Consider the following 12,286-nt stretch of genomic DNA (forward strand, 5'->3'; position numbering starts at 1 on the left):
CAAGCTAAATTCCTGCATAAGACGAGTTTTAACGGGCGTATTTAAAGTGATAATCATAAGATATCTGGTTCGGGAGACGCTGAAGAGCCAACTGGCGATCCTCTTTATCCTTCTTCTGATCTTTTTCTGTCAGAAGCTGGTCAGGATCCTCGGCGCGGCAGTTGATGGCGAAATCCCAACGAATCTGGTGCTTTCCCTGCTCGGGCTTGGCGTGCCGGAAATGGCGCAGCTTATCCTGCCGTTAAGCCTGTTCCTTGGTCTGCTGATGACCCTGGGTAAGCTCTATACCGAAAGTGAAATCACCGTGATGCATGCCTGCGGCCTCAGTAAGGCCGTACTGGTAAAGGCAGCCATGGTGCTGGCGCTGTTTACGGGCATTGTTGCCGCGGTTAACGTCATGTGGGCGGGGCCGACCTCGTCCCGTCATCAGGATGAGGTGCTGGCGGAAGCAAAAGCTAACCCGGGGCTGGCGGCGCTGGCGCAGGGGCAGTTCCAGCAGGCGACCGACGGTAACTCCGTGCTGTTTATCGAAAGCGTCGATGGCAACCGCTTCAATGACGTGTTTCTTGCTCAACTGCGCCCGAAAGGTAACGCTCGCCCTTCTGTGGTAGTGGCGGATTCCGGTCAGCTGGCGCAGCGTAAAGACGGCTCTCAGGTTGTCACGCTGAACAAAGGAACGCGTTTCGAAGGCACGGCTATGCTGCGTGACTTCCGTATCACCGATTTCCAGAACTACCAGGCCATCATTGGTCATCAGGCCGTCGCGCTCGATCCAACGGATACTGAGCAGATGGATATGCGCACCTTAATGAATACTGATACCGATCGTGCGCGTGCTGAACTGCACTGGCGTATCACGCTGGTATTCACCGTATTTATGATGGCGCTGATGGTAGTGCCGCTGAGCGTGGTGAACCCGCGTCAGGGCCGCGTGCTGTCGATGCTGCCAGCGATGCTGCTGTATCTGGTGTTCTTCCTGCTGCAAACCTCAATCAAGTCTAACGGAGGGAAAGGAAAAATTGACCCGATGATCTGGACCTGGGTCGTGAATGGTTTGTATCTGCTGCTGGCAGTCGGACTCAACTTGTGGGACACGGTGCCTGTGCGTCGTCTTCGTGCCCGGTTTACGCGTAAAGGAGCCATCTAATGCAGGCGTTTGGCGTACTTGACCGCTATATCGGTAAAACAATTTTTACCACCATCATGATGACCCTGTTCATGCTGGTGTCGCTCTCGGGCATTATCAAATTTGTCGACCAGCTGAAAAAAGCCGGGCAGGGGAGTTACGACGCGTTGGGCGCCGGGATGTACACCCTGCTCAGCGTACCAAAAGATGTGCAGATCTTCTTTCCAATGGCGGCCCTGCTGGGTGCGCTGCTGGGCCTGGGGATGCTGGCTCAGCGTAGCGAACTGGTGGTGATGCAGGCATCGGGCTTTACCCGTATGCAGGTTGCGCTGTCGGTGATGAAAACCGCGATCCCGCTGGTGCTGCTGACCATGGCGATCGGCGAATGGGTCGCGCCGCAGGGCGAACAGATGGCGCGTAACTACCGTGCTCAGGCGATGTACGGCGGTTCTCTGCTCTCCACGCAGCAGGGATTATGGGCGAAAGATGGCCAGAACTTCGTCTATATCGAACGCGTGAAAGGGGATGACGAACTGGGTGGCGTGAGTATCTATGCTTTCAATAACGATCGTCGTTTGCAGTCAGTGCGTTATGCCGCCTCTGCTAAATTTGATGCAAACAACAAGCTGTGGCGGTTATCCCAGGTTGATGAATCTGACCTGACTAACCCGAAACAGATCACCGGTTCGCAGACCGTTAGCGGTACCTGGAAAACCGACCTGACGCCGGACAAGCTTGGCGTCGTGGCGCTTGATCCCGATGCGCTCTCCATCAGCGGTCTGCATAACTACGTGAAGTATCTGAAATCGAGCGGGCAGGATGCGGGGCGTTACCAGCTCAACATGTGGAGTAAAATCTTCCAGCCGCTGTCCGTGGCGGTGATGATGCTGATGGCGCTGTCGTTCATCTTTGGACCGCTACGTAGCGTGCCGATGGGGGTTCGCGTGGTAACCGGTATCAGCTTTGGCTTCGTGTTCTATGTCCTCGATCAGATTTTTGGTCCGCTGACGCTGGTGTATGGCATTCCGCCAATTATCGGCGCGCTGTTGCCGAGCGCCAGTTTCTTCCTGATCAGCCTCTGGATGCTGCTAAAACGCTCCTGATAAACCTTCCTCCTCGCTCCCGCTTGCCCGGGGGCGAGGCTAATCTCCTGTTTCACCCCGCACTTTTTCTCACAACCTTCAACGCCTCGCCGTGAATTTGAGTATTATTGAGCGATAAAGTCGTGAAGGGATCCTCTATGAAGCAAATTCGAATGCTGGCCCAGTACTACGTGGACCTGATGATGAAGCTCGGGCTGGTGCGTTTTTCCATGCTGCTGGCGCTGGCGCTGGTCGTTCTGGCCATCGTCGTGCAAATGGCCGTGACCATGGTTCTGCATGGTCAGGTCGAGAGCATCGACGTGATCCGCTCTATTTTCTTTGGCCTGCTGATCACCCCATGGGCGGTCTATTTCCTCTCCGTGGTGGTTGAGCAGCTGGAAGAGTCCCGACAGCGTTTATCGAAACTGGTGGATAAGCTGGAAGAGATGCGCGAGCGCGATCTTAAACTCAACGTTCAGCTCAAGGACAACATTGCCCAGCTGAATCAGGAAATTTCAGACCGTGAGAAGGCGGAAGCCGAGCGTCAGACCACGCTGGAGCAGCTGAAAATTGAGATGAAAGAGCGTGAGGTCACGCAGATCCAGCTTGAACAGCAATCCTCTTTCCTGCGCTCGTTCCTCGATGCGTCGCCGGATCTGGTTTTCTATCGTAATGAAGATAAAGAGTTCTCCGGCTGTAACCGGGCCATGGAACTGTTGACCGGGAAAAGCGAAAAGCAGCTGATCCACCTGAAACCTCAGGATGTCTATTCCGAAGAGGCGGCGGCAAAAGTGATGGAGACGGATGAAAAGGTGTTCCGTCATAACGTCTCGTTGACCTATGAGCAGTGGCTGGACTACCCCGACGGGCGCAAAGCCTGCTTTGAAATCCGCAAAGTGCCTTATTACGACCGGGTGGGTAAACGTCATGGTCTGATGGGCTTTGGCCGTGATATCACCGAGCGTAAGCGATATCAGGATGCGCTGGAGCGCGCCAGTCGTGACAAGACCACCTTCATCTCCACCATCAGCCATGAGCTTCGTACGCCGCTAAACGGTATCGTGGGGCTGAGCCGTATTCTGCTGGATACCGACCTGACCAGCGAGCAGGAAAAATACCTCAAAACGATCCACGTTTCGGCGGTCACGCTGGGCAATATCTTCAATGATATTATCGACATGGATAAGATGGAGCGCCGTAAGGTTCAGCTCGACAACCAGCCGGTTGATTTTACCGGCTTCCTCGCGGACCTGGAGAACCTGTCAGGTTTGCAGGCCCAGCAGAAAGGACTGAGCTTCGTGATGGAACCGACGCTGCCGCTGCCGCATAAAGTGGTGACGGACGGCACGCGTCTGCGTCAGATCCTGTGGAATCTCATCAGCAACGCCGTGAAGTTTACCCAGAAGGGACAGGTTGCGGTGCGCATTCGCTATGATGAGGGGGACATGCTGCACTTTGAAGTTGAGGACTCGGGTATCGGCATTCCTCAGGATGAGCAGGATAAGATCTTCGCCATGTATTATCAGGTTAAAGACAGCCACGGCGGTAAACCGGCGACCGGCACGGGCATTGGCCTGGCGGTGTCGAAACGTCTGGCGAAAAGTATGGGTGGGGATATCACCGTTGCCAGCCAGCCGGGTAAAGGCTCCACCTTTACGCTTACCGTCCACGCCCCTGCTGTTGCTGAAGAAGTGGAAGATACGTTTGAGAACGACGATATGCCGCTTCCAGCCCTGCACGTCCTGCTGGTTGAAGATATTGAGCTGAACGTCATTGTCGCCCGGTCGGTACTGGAAAAACTCGGTAACAGCGTGGATGTCGCGATGACCGGCAAAGCCGCGCTGGAGATGTTCACGCCGGGCGAGTACGACCTGGTGCTGCTCGATATTCAGCTACCGGACATGACCGGGCTGGATATCTCCCGCGAGCTGACGCGCAAATATGCTCCTGACGAGCTGCCGCCGCTGGTTGCGTTGACCGCAAACGTGCTGAAAGATAAAAAAGAGTACCTCGAGGCCGGTATGGACGATGTGCTCAGCAAGCCGCTGGCAGTACCTGCCCTGACGGCGATGATCAAGAAGTTCTGGGATACCTGCGATGAAGAGGAGAGCACCATGACGTCTGTTGATAGCGCTAAAACCCAAACGATACTGGATACCGCCATGCTGGAGCAGTATATCGATCTGGTGGGACCCAAACTGATCACCGATGGCCTGGCCGTGTTTGAAAAAATGATGCCGGGCTATCTGAACGTGCTCGAATCCAACCTGACGGCGCGTGACCAGAAGGGCATCGTCGAAGAGGGACATAAAATCAAAGGCGCAGCTGGTTCAGTCGGGTTACGCCATCTCCAGCAGCTGGGCCAACAGATTCAGTCGCCTGATTTACCTGCCTGGGAAGATAACGTAGGTGATTGGGTTGAAGAGATGAAACAAGAGTGGCAAAACGATGTGGCAGTGCTGAAAGCCTGGGTAGAATCCCGAAAAAAATGACCCCGGCTATACCGGGGTGCGCGAATACTGCGCCAACACCAGGGAAATCGTGGCTGCGCCTGATTTTTATGGGTTGTTTTCGCATGGACGCCGCCTGAAAATTAAGGCCGCACGCAGATAAGATAGCAAATCTTAAACAGTTTGTTACATGAATCAGTGAAATGTGTGAAGCATAGCGTTTTAATCAGAATTTTTAATGTGCTTCAGCGAGTTGCATAGAAGGATCGTCAGAATGAAGAAAGTGGGTGTCGTGCTGAGCGGATGTGGCGTTTACGATGGTTCAGAGATACATGAAACCGTATTAACGCTGCTGGCATTATCGCGCCAGGGGGCCGACGTTATCTGCTTCGCTCCGGATAAAACGCAGGCAGACGTGGTTAATCATCTTACCGGCGAGCCAATGGCGGAAAGCCGTAACGTGCTGATTGAAGCGGCACGTATTGTGCGCGGGGATATTCATCCGCTGGTACAGGCCGATGCGGCTGAGCTAGATGCGCTCATCGTGCCGGGCGGCTTTGGCGCGGCGAAAAACCTGAGCACGTTTGCAACGCAAGGCGCGGCGTGTCAGGTCGAGCCCGACTTAAAAGCGCTATCGCTGGCGATGCATGCGGCAGGTAAGCCGCAGGGCTTTATCTGCATTGCGCCAGCCATGCTGCCGAAGATTTTTGATTTCCCGCTGCGGCTCACGATCGGAACCGACATTGATACTGCTGAAATTGTCGAAGATATGGGCGGCGAACACGTGCCATGCCCGGTAGACGACATTGTGGTGGATGAGGACAATAAAATCGTCACCACGCCGGCGTATATGCTGGCGCAGAACATTGCCGAGGCTGCTGCAGGCATTGAAAAGCTGGTGGACAGAGTGCTGGTTCTTACCGAATGAGCCGTAAATTATCCCCTGGCGGGTGGTTAAAACGGATCCTGCTGCGTATTGTGCTGGTCCTGGCCGTTTTTTGGGGCGGAGGCATTGCGCTGTTCAGCATCCTGCCCGTCCCGTTCTCGGCCGTGATGGCAGAGCGGCAGATTAGCGCCTGGCTCTCGGGTGATTTTGGCTATGTTGCCCACTCAGACTGGGTCGGCATGGATGAAATCTCCCCGTGGATGGGGCTGGCGGTCATTGCGGCAGAAGATCAGAAATTCCCGGAGCACTGGGGTTTTGACGTGGCGGCTATCGAGAAGGCGCTGGATCATAATGAACGTCATGAAAACCGCGTCCGCGGTGCGTCGACGCTTTCTCAGCAGACGGTAAAAAATCTGTTCTTATGGGACGGTCGCAGCTGGGTGAGAAAAGGGCTGGAGGCCGGGCTGACGCTGGGCGTCGAGACGGTGTGGAGCAAAAAACGCATTTTGACCGTCTACCTGAATATCGCGGAGTTTGGTGACGGCGTGTTTGGCGTCGAATCGGCATCGCAGCGCTATTTTGGCAAGCCCGCCAGCAGGCTGACTATGTCCGAAGCGGCACTGCTTGCCGCCGTGCTGCCGAACCCGCTGCGTTTTAAGGCCAGCGCGCCGTCAGGCTACGTGCGAAGCCGCCAGGCGTGGATTATGCGCCAGATGCGTCAGCTGGGTGGGGAAGGGTTTATGGAGCGAAATAATCTTATGTAAAGCGGGTAAGCGCAGCGCTACCCGCCGACGTGGCGAACGTTAATCTTCGTCAAACCCGGCGTTAAACAGGGCAATCACTGCCGCCAGCGCTTCTTCTTCCTGCGGGCCGGTGGCTTCAACTTCAATCTGGCGGCCTTTGGCAGAATCCAGCATCAGCAGCGCAATCACGCTGTTGGCTTCTGCCTCGGTTCCCTCATCGTTGCGCAGCAGCACCTCAGCATCAAAACCCTGCATCAGTTCAAACAGCTTCATCGCCGGGCGCGCATGCATGCCCAGCTTATTGGTGATTTCGACGGTCTGTTTTACGGTCATGTTTTGCGTTTTTCCAGCGTGCGATGACGGGACTGAACGTTCTTCCCGCGTGAGCGGAAGTAATCGGCCAGCTGTTCGGCAATGTAGACCGAACGATGTTTACCGCCGGTACAGCCAATCGCCACCGTCAGATAGCTACGATTGTTTGTCTCCAGCATAGGTAACCATAGCTCAAGGTAGCTTCGCGTCTGGTAGATAAAATTGTGTACTTCTGTGTGTCGGTCGAGGAACGCCGCCACCGGCTTATCCAGACCGGTCATCGGACGCAGTTTCGGATCCCAGTGTGGGTTCGGCAGGAAACGCACATCAAAAACGTAATCCGCATCGATAGGGATACCGTGCTTAAAGCCGAAGGATTCAAACACCATCGTCAGTTCGCGCTCGCGCTTGCCGAGTAAGCGAGTACGCAGCATTTCCGCCAGCTCGTGGACGGACATTTCTGAGGTGTCGACAATCAGGTCGGCCCGGGAACGCAGCGGCTCAAGCAGATCGCTCTCTTTATCGATGGCGCTTTCCAGCGAAAGATTTTTACTCGAGAGCGGGTGCAAACGACGTGTATCGCTGTAACGGCGGATCAGCGTGTTGCGGTCAGCATCCAGGAACAAGAGCTGAGGCGAGAAGCATTCCGGCAGGCTGTTCATTGCCTGCTCGAAGATTTCCGGCGATTCCGGCATGTTACGCACGTCAATACTGACGGCGGCAGAGATTTGCCTGTCCGCCAGCGTCCGCGCCAGATCGGGTAACAGCACTACCGGCAGGTTATCTACGCAGTAAAATCCCATGTCTTCCAGCGCGCGCAGGGCCACGGACTTCCCGGACCCCGAACGACCGCTGACGATCATCAGCACCATGTTCCGTTTCTCCTCAGGGAAGCCGTTCTGAAGGCCCTTTCCCGATTATGCCTCATCCTGATTGCCTTCTGCTTCAGTGATAATTTGATAAAGCTCTTCATCACTTTGAGCTGAGCGCAGTCGACGACAAATGGTTTTATCCGCCAGACGTTTGGCAACCAGCGACAGCGTGTGCAGGTGGGTTTTGGTCTGATCGGCAGGAACCAGCAGCGCGAAGAGCAGATCCACAGGCTGGTTATCGATGGCGTCAAAAGCGATAGGCGTTTCCAGTTGCACAAACACCCCCACGGCACGCAGCGTATCTTCTTCCAGCTTGCCATGCGGGATCGCAATGCCATTGCCGATGCCGGTACTGCCCATTTTTTCACGGGTCAGAATGGCTTCAAACACGATCTGCGGCGGCAGACCCAGCTGTTTTGCGGCCAGCTCACTGATGATTTCCAGCGCACGTTTTTTGCTCTGGCAGTGAACGCCACTGCGGGTACAATCCTGGTTAAGGACATTGCTCAGTTGAAGAGCGGAATCGTTGTTTATCATAATTTCACCTAAGCGCTAACTGTACAAATGGCCTGTTGTGTTTCACAACAGGCCGTCCTGCACCCGTTAACTGCCCGGACAATTAGTGTTGTTTCAGTTTATCTTTATGTTTATTGAGCTGTCTCGCAAGCTTATCAATCAAGCCGTCGATAGCCGCGTACATGTCTTGCCCTTCCGCACTGGCATGAAGTTCCCCTCCGTTGACGTGCAGGGTCGCATCCGAGATATGCGTCACTTTCTCCACTTTCAACACAACATAGACCTGGTTGATCCTCTCGAAATACTGCTCGAGTTTCGCGAACTTAGCGTTTACAAAATCGCGTAAAGCCTCAGTAATTTCGACGTTATGTCCGGTGATATTGAGCTGCATAGTGTCTTCCTTATCGGTTGTGTCAAACCAGTTGTTTACGCTGGTTAGACGGCGGAATGGATAAAGACTCTCGATACTTCGCGACAGTACGGCGTGCCACCATAATACCCTGATCGGACAGCATGGTGGTTAACTTACTGTCACTGAGTGGCTTCGCGGGGTTCTCCGCGGCGATCAACTTCTTCACCAGTGCGCGAATAGCTGTTGACGAGGCTTCGCCGCCGCCTTCGGTGTTCACGTGGCTGGAGAAGAAATACTTAAGCTCAAAAATACCGCGTGGGCTGTGCAGATACTTCTGCGTGGTCACGCGGGAAATGGTTGATTCATGCATCTCGACGGCCTGGGCGATGTCCGCCAGCACCATCGGTTTCATAAACTCTTCGCCCTGCTCAAAGAATGCCTGCTGCTGTTCGACAATACAGCGGCTGACGCGCAGCAGCGTGTCATTACGGCTTTCCAGACTCTTAATCAACCAGCGTGCTTCCTGAAGGTTGCTGCGAATGTATTGATTATCAGCGTCGTTACGGGCGCTGGTGCACATGGAGGCGTATTGCTGGTTGATTTGCAGGCGAGGAATGCTGTCGGCGTTCAGTTCAACGACCCAGCGGCCATTGTGTTTTCTCACCAGCACATCAGGAATAACGTATTCCGGTTCGCTGGTCTGGATAGATTGCCCCGGACGCGGATCGAGTGACTGGATCAGATTCACCGCTTCCTTCAGCACCTCTTCTTTGAGGCGCGTGACGCGCATCAGGGTGCGGAAGTCGTGATTTGCCAGCAAATCCAGATGCTCGCTGATGATGAGCCGGGCTTCGTCAATCCACGGTGTCTCTTTGGCAAACTGCGAAAGCTGGATCAGAAGGCAGTCGCGCAGATCTTTCGCAGCAACGCCAATCGGGTCGAAACGCTGAACGCGTTTCAGGACGGCTTCGATCTCTTCCAGTTCAATCTCGTCATCGCCGATGCTTTCCAGAATCTCGTCCAGCGTCACGGTCAAATAGCCCGTGTCGTCAACGGCATCGACAATCGAGGTGGCAATGGCGCGATCGGTATCGGAGAAAGGCGTCAGCTCCACCTGCCACATTAAGTAGTCCTGAAGCGACTGGGTAGTTTCGCCCTGGTAGACCGGGAGTTCATCGTCCTGGTAATCTGCACGCGTCCCGGAAGGGGTACCCGCGGTGTAGATTTCATCCCAGCTGGCATCCAGCGGCAGTTCCTCCGGCATCTCTTTCTGTTCGAGCGCATCTACGGAGTCGAGCGTTTCTGTGTCCTGCGTCTGCTGAGCGTCTACCTCGTCATGAAGATCGGTTTGCTCCAGCAGCGGATTGCTGTCCAGCGCCTGCTGGAGCTCCTGCTGGAGTTCTAACGTGGACAGCTGCAACAGACGGATTGCCTGTTGTAGCTGCGGCGTCATGGCCAGTTGCTGGCTGAGCCGTAATTGCAAACCTTGCTTCATGTTCAGAGCGTTTTTCTCCGGTTCGGCGTGACTTAACCTCTACCCTATCAGAGTCTGAAGTCTTCCCCAAGGTACACGCGCTTAACATGCTCATCTTCGAGGATTTGCTGCGGCGTACCGTGGGCAATCAGATGGCCCTGGCTCACTATGTAGGCGCGCTCACACACGGCCAGCGTTTCGCGAACGTTGTGGTCCGTGATCAGTACGCCAAGCCCGCTGTCGCGCAGGTGCTCAATAATACGTTTGATATCAATAACGGAGATGGGGTCAACGCCCGCAAACGGTTCATCCAGCAGGATAAATTTCGGGTTTGCTGCCAGCGCGCGCGCAATCTCAACGCGGCGGCGTTCACCACCGGACAGCGCCTGACCGAGGCTGTCACGCAGATGTTCGATATGAAACTCTTCCATCAGCTCGTTCGCACGGTCAGTGCGCTGCTCGCTGGTCAGATCGTCACGGATCTGGAGCACGGCCATCAGGTTGTCGAACACGCTTAAGCGGCGGAAGATGGAGGCTTCCTGCGGCAGATAGCCGATGCCACGACGCGCGCGGGCATGCAGTGGCAGCAGACTGATATCTTCATCATCGATGATGATGTTGCCGGCGTCACGCGGGACGATGCCCACCACCATGTAGAAAGTCGTGGTTTTACCCGCCCCGTTAGGGCCAAGCAAACCCACGATTTCGCCGGAGTTGACGGTCAGACTGACATCTTCGACGACGCGGCGGCCCTTATACGCTTTCGCGAGGTTTTTTGCAGTTAAAGTTGCCATAACGAATTAGTTACTCTTTTTCTGTGCCGGAGCCTGGCCGTTGTTCTTGTCCTGCAATTGCGAAGGCACAAGAACGGTCGTGACGCGTTTGCCTTTTTCACTGGAGGCCTGCATTTTCTGCTCTTTCACCAGATAAGTGATCTTGTCGCCTTTGATATTGCTGTCCAGCTGTTCCAGGTAAGCATTACCGGTCAGGATGACCAGATCCTTCGCCAGTTCATAGTGCATATGCGAGGCATGGCCTTTCACCGGCTTGCCGTTGTCCTGCATCTGGTAGAAGGTGGCCGGGTTGCCATAACCATCGATAATCTCTTTGCCCTGCTCGCCGCCCGGTCGGGTAACGACCACTTTGTCGGCGTTGATTTTGATGGTGCCCTGGGTCATGACCACGTTGCCGGTAAAGGTGACGACGTTACCCTGCATATCCAGAGACTGGGTATCGGATTCAATATGAATCGGCTGTTCGGTGTCGCCAGTCACAGCAAGCGCGGGAAGACTGGCCGCCAGCAGCGCGCTGGCGATAACAACTTTAAGGCTGAGTTTGTTTGTTTTGAATTTCATAGGAGGTTCTAACCTTTTCAATCAGCTCGGCGTTTTTGCTGCGTAAGTTCCCGCGCATTCTTAAACCGCTGGAATTAAATGTTGTGCCATACAGGGTGACTAAATCCTGCGACGTGACATCCTGGGTGACCAGGTTGATCTGGGCGTTATCCGTCGTAATTTTTCGCAGTTGCGCGTCAGCGGTCAGGGCGTTGACTTCAACGTGACCATACAGGTAAAGCATACGGTCATTTGTCAGTTTTGCCCGGTCAGACTTGATAGACCACGTCGGCACTTTGTCCGTATCAAAGGTGGTCATGACCGGTTGGGTAAACCACGAAGTACCGTCATCTGAAAAATATTCTACATGCTGAGCAACGAGGCGATAGTTCAGCGCGCCTTCCGGGCTATAGACCACGGTGTCGCTGTGATCGCTTTTATAGGTCGGGTCGCTCGTGTTAACCACTTCCGCTTGCGTATCTTCGCGGTCGGCGAGGTTTACGCCAATCAGTACCAGGGCGACAAGCGCAAGCAGAATGATAACCCAACGTCTGGTTTTACTCATATCGATTGCCCTTTCGCCTCATCAAGCTTGCCCTGCGCCAGCAGAAGCAGATCGCAGACTTCACGGACGGCGCCGCGGCCACCGTGAATATGGGTAACATAATCAGCACGCGGGAGCAGCAGCGGGTGCGCGTCAGCCACGGCGATGCTCAGACCCACCTCCGCCATGACTGGCCAGTCGATCAAATCATCCCCGACGTATGCCACATTCTCTGGTGCAATGGCCAGTTTTCCCAACAGATCCCGGAAGGCTACCATCTTATCAGACTGCCCCTGATAGAGATGTGTAATGCCCAGCGTTTCACACCGATCTTCTACCAGTTTAGCTTTCCGCCCGGTGATGATTGCAACTTCAATACCGGACGTGAGCGCACAGCGGATACCGTAACCGTCGCGAACGTTAAAGGCTTTCAGCTCTTCGCCGTTATTGCCCATATAAATCAGACCGTCGGAGAGCACACCATCCACATCGAGGATCAGCAGGCGGATATTTTCCGCCTTTGCCATCATGTGGGCGCTCACCGGGCCATAACAGGTTGCAAGGGATGCACCCGCATTACTCATTGTCTTATCCT

General features: G+C 54.7%; 14 protein-coding genes. 5 read left to right on the forward strand and 9 right to left on the reverse strand.

Annotation, left to right across the window (positions count from 1 at the left end):
- Nucleotides 1-46 precede the first annotated feature (46 nt).
- From lptF to mtgA, 5 genes are all read left to right on the forward strand, one after another.
- Nucleotides 47-1,147, forward strand: a complete 1,101-nt coding sequence (gene lptF, locus ACOTX2_RS10660) for an LPS export ABC transporter permease LptF (protein WP_000584142.1) — start codon at nucleotides 47-49, stop codon at nucleotides 1,145-1,147.
- Nucleotides 1,147-2,229 (forward strand): LPS export ABC transporter permease LptG, encoded by a 1,083-nt coding sequence (gene lptG / locus ACOTX2_RS10665; protein WP_022649534.1) that lies wholly within the window; start codon nucleotides 1,147-1,149, stop codon nucleotides 2,227-2,229. The genes lptF and lptG overlap by 1 nt, the downstream gene beginning before the upstream one ends.
- Nucleotides 2,230-2,366: 137 nt before the next feature.
- Nucleotides 2,367-4,700 (forward strand): aerobic respiration two-component sensor histidine kinase ArcB, encoded by a 2,334-nt coding sequence (gene arcB / locus ACOTX2_RS10670; RefSeq protein WP_032626426.1) that lies wholly within the window; start codon nucleotides 2,367-2,369, stop codon nucleotides 4,698-4,700.
- Between the two features lie 232 nt (nucleotides 4,701-4,932).
- On the forward strand, nucleotides 4,933-5,586 hold the full coding sequence (gene elbB, locus ACOTX2_RS10675) for an isoprenoid biosynthesis glyoxalase ElbB (RefSeq protein WP_038416794.1): 654 nt from the start codon (nucleotides 4,933-4,935) through the stop codon (nucleotides 5,584-5,586).
- Nucleotides 5,583-6,308: a monofunctional biosynthetic peptidoglycan transglycosylase gene (gene mtgA / locus ACOTX2_RS10680; RefSeq protein ID WP_022649531.1), complete on the forward strand. Its 726-nt coding sequence runs from the start codon at nucleotides 5,583-5,585 to the stop codon at nucleotides 6,306-6,308. The genes elbB and mtgA overlap by 4 nt, the downstream gene beginning before the upstream one ends.
- 39 nt (nucleotides 6,309-6,347) lie before the next feature.
- On the opposite strand, the gene npr is transcribed toward mtgA, so the two are convergent.
- The 9 genes from npr to kdsC form a co-directional block, all read right to left on the reverse strand.
- Nucleotides 6,348-6,620, reverse strand: a complete 273-nt coding sequence (gene npr, locus ACOTX2_RS10685; protein WP_003861872.1) for a PTS phosphocarrier protein NPr — start codon at nucleotides 6,618-6,620, stop codon at nucleotides 6,348-6,350.
- Complete coding sequence (rapZ, locus tag ACOTX2_RS10690) at nucleotides 6,617-7,471, reverse strand: RNase adapter RapZ (RefSeq protein ID WP_003861870.1); 855 nt, start codon at nucleotides 7,469-7,471, stop codon at nucleotides 6,617-6,619. Before rapZ ends, npr begins: the two co-directional genes overlap by 4 nt.
- 45 nt (nucleotides 7,472-7,516) lie before the next feature.
- Nucleotides 7,517-8,008, reverse strand: a complete 492-nt coding sequence (ptsN, locus tag ACOTX2_RS10695) for a PTS IIA-like nitrogen regulatory protein PtsN (RefSeq protein ID WP_003861869.1) — start codon at nucleotides 8,006-8,008, stop codon at nucleotides 7,517-7,519.
- Between the two features lie 82 nt (nucleotides 8,009-8,090).
- A complete protein-coding gene (hpf, locus tag ACOTX2_RS10700) occupies nucleotides 8,091-8,378 on the reverse strand; it encodes a ribosome hibernation promoting factor (protein ID WP_014171818.1) in 288 nt (95 codons plus the stop codon).
- A gap of 22 nt (nucleotides 8,379-8,400) precedes the next feature.
- Nucleotides 8,401-9,834, reverse strand: coding sequence for an RNA polymerase factor sigma-54 (gene rpoN, locus ACOTX2_RS10705; RefSeq protein ID WP_022649530.1), 1,434 nt, complete (start codon nucleotides 9,832-9,834; stop codon nucleotides 8,401-8,403).
- Nucleotides 9,835-9,881: 47 nt separating this feature from the next.
- The gene (lptB, locus tag ACOTX2_RS10710) at nucleotides 9,882-10,607 is read right to left on the reverse strand and encodes an LPS export ABC transporter ATP-binding protein (protein ID WP_003861862.1); all 726 of its coding nucleotides are present in this window, start codon (nucleotides 10,605-10,607) and stop codon (nucleotides 9,882-9,884) included.
- A 6-nt stretch (nucleotides 10,608-10,613) separates the two neighbouring features.
- Entirely contained in the window at nucleotides 10,614-11,168 is a 555-nt protein-coding gene (gene lptA / locus ACOTX2_RS10715) for a lipopolysaccharide ABC transporter substrate-binding protein LptA (RefSeq protein ID WP_006812136.1), read from the reverse strand.
- A complete protein-coding gene (lptC, locus tag ACOTX2_RS10720; protein WP_022649529.1) occupies nucleotides 11,137-11,712 on the reverse strand; it encodes an LPS export ABC transporter periplasmic protein LptC in 576 nt (191 codons plus the stop codon). The genes lptA and lptC overlap by 32 nt, the downstream gene beginning before the upstream one ends.
- Complete coding sequence (gene kdsC, locus ACOTX2_RS10725; protein WP_045622106.1) at nucleotides 11,709-12,275, reverse strand: 3-deoxy-manno-octulosonate-8-phosphatase KdsC; 567 nt, start codon at nucleotides 12,273-12,275, stop codon at nucleotides 11,709-11,711. Before kdsC ends, lptC begins: the two co-directional genes overlap by 4 nt.
- Nucleotides 12,276-12,286 lie beyond the last annotated feature (11 nt).

Origin of the sequence: Enterobacter cloacae complex sp. IR5412 (assembly GCF_049237385.1) — a bacterium.
GTDB lineage: Bacteria > Pseudomonadota > Gammaproteobacteria > Enterobacterales > Enterobacteriaceae > Enterobacter > Enterobacter intestinihominis.

What these genes read in the sequence shown, in the direction of transcription:
- lptG (WP_022649534.1), top strand. Translation starts at nt 1,147, where the DNA reads ATGCAGGCGTTTGGCGTACTTGACCGCTATATCGGTAAAACAATTTTT.
- arcB (WP_032626426.1), top strand. Translation starts at nt 2,367, where the DNA reads ATGAAGCAAATTCGAATGCTGGCCCAGTACTACGTGGACCTGATGATG.
- elbB (WP_038416794.1), top strand. Translation starts at nt 4,933, where the DNA reads ATGAAGAAAGTGGGTGTCGTGCTGAGCGGATGTGGCGTTTACGATGGT.
- mtgA (WP_022649531.1), top strand. Translation starts at nt 5,583, where the DNA reads ATGAGCCGTAAATTATCCCCTGGCGGGTGGTTAAAACGGATCCTGCTG.
- npr (WP_003861872.1), bottom strand. Translation starts at nt 6,620, where the DNA reads ATGACCGTAAAACAGACCGTCGAAATCACCAATAAGCTGGGCATGCAT.
- rapZ (WP_003861870.1), bottom strand. Translation starts at nt 7,471, where the DNA reads ATGGTGCTGATGATCGTCAGCGGTCGTTCGGGGTCCGGGAAGTCCGTG.
- ptsN (WP_003861869.1), bottom strand. Translation starts at nt 8,008, where the DNA reads ATGATAAACAACGATTCCGCTCTTCAACTGAGCAATGTCCTTAACCAG.
- hpf (WP_014171818.1), bottom strand. Translation starts at nt 8,378, where the DNA reads ATGCAGCTCAATATCACCGGACATAACGTCGAAATTACTGAGGCTTTA.
- rpoN (WP_022649530.1), bottom strand. Translation starts at nt 9,834, where the DNA reads ATGAAGCAAGGTTTGCAATTACGGCTCAGCCAGCAACTGGCCATGACG.
- lptB (WP_003861862.1), bottom strand. Translation starts at nt 10,607, where the DNA reads ATGGCAACTTTAACTGCAAAAAACCTCGCGAAAGCGTATAAGGGCCGC.
- lptA (WP_006812136.1), bottom strand. Translation starts at nt 11,168, where the DNA reads ATGAAATTCAAAACAAACAAACTCAGCCTTAAAGTTGTTATCGCCAGC.
- lptC (WP_022649529.1), bottom strand. Translation starts at nt 11,712, where the DNA reads ATGAGTAAAACCAGACGTTGGGTTATCATTCTGCTTGCGCTTGTCGCC.
- kdsC (WP_045622106.1), bottom strand. Translation starts at nt 12,275, where the DNA reads ATGAGTAATGCGGGTGCATCCCTTGCAACCTGTTATGGCCCGGTGAGC.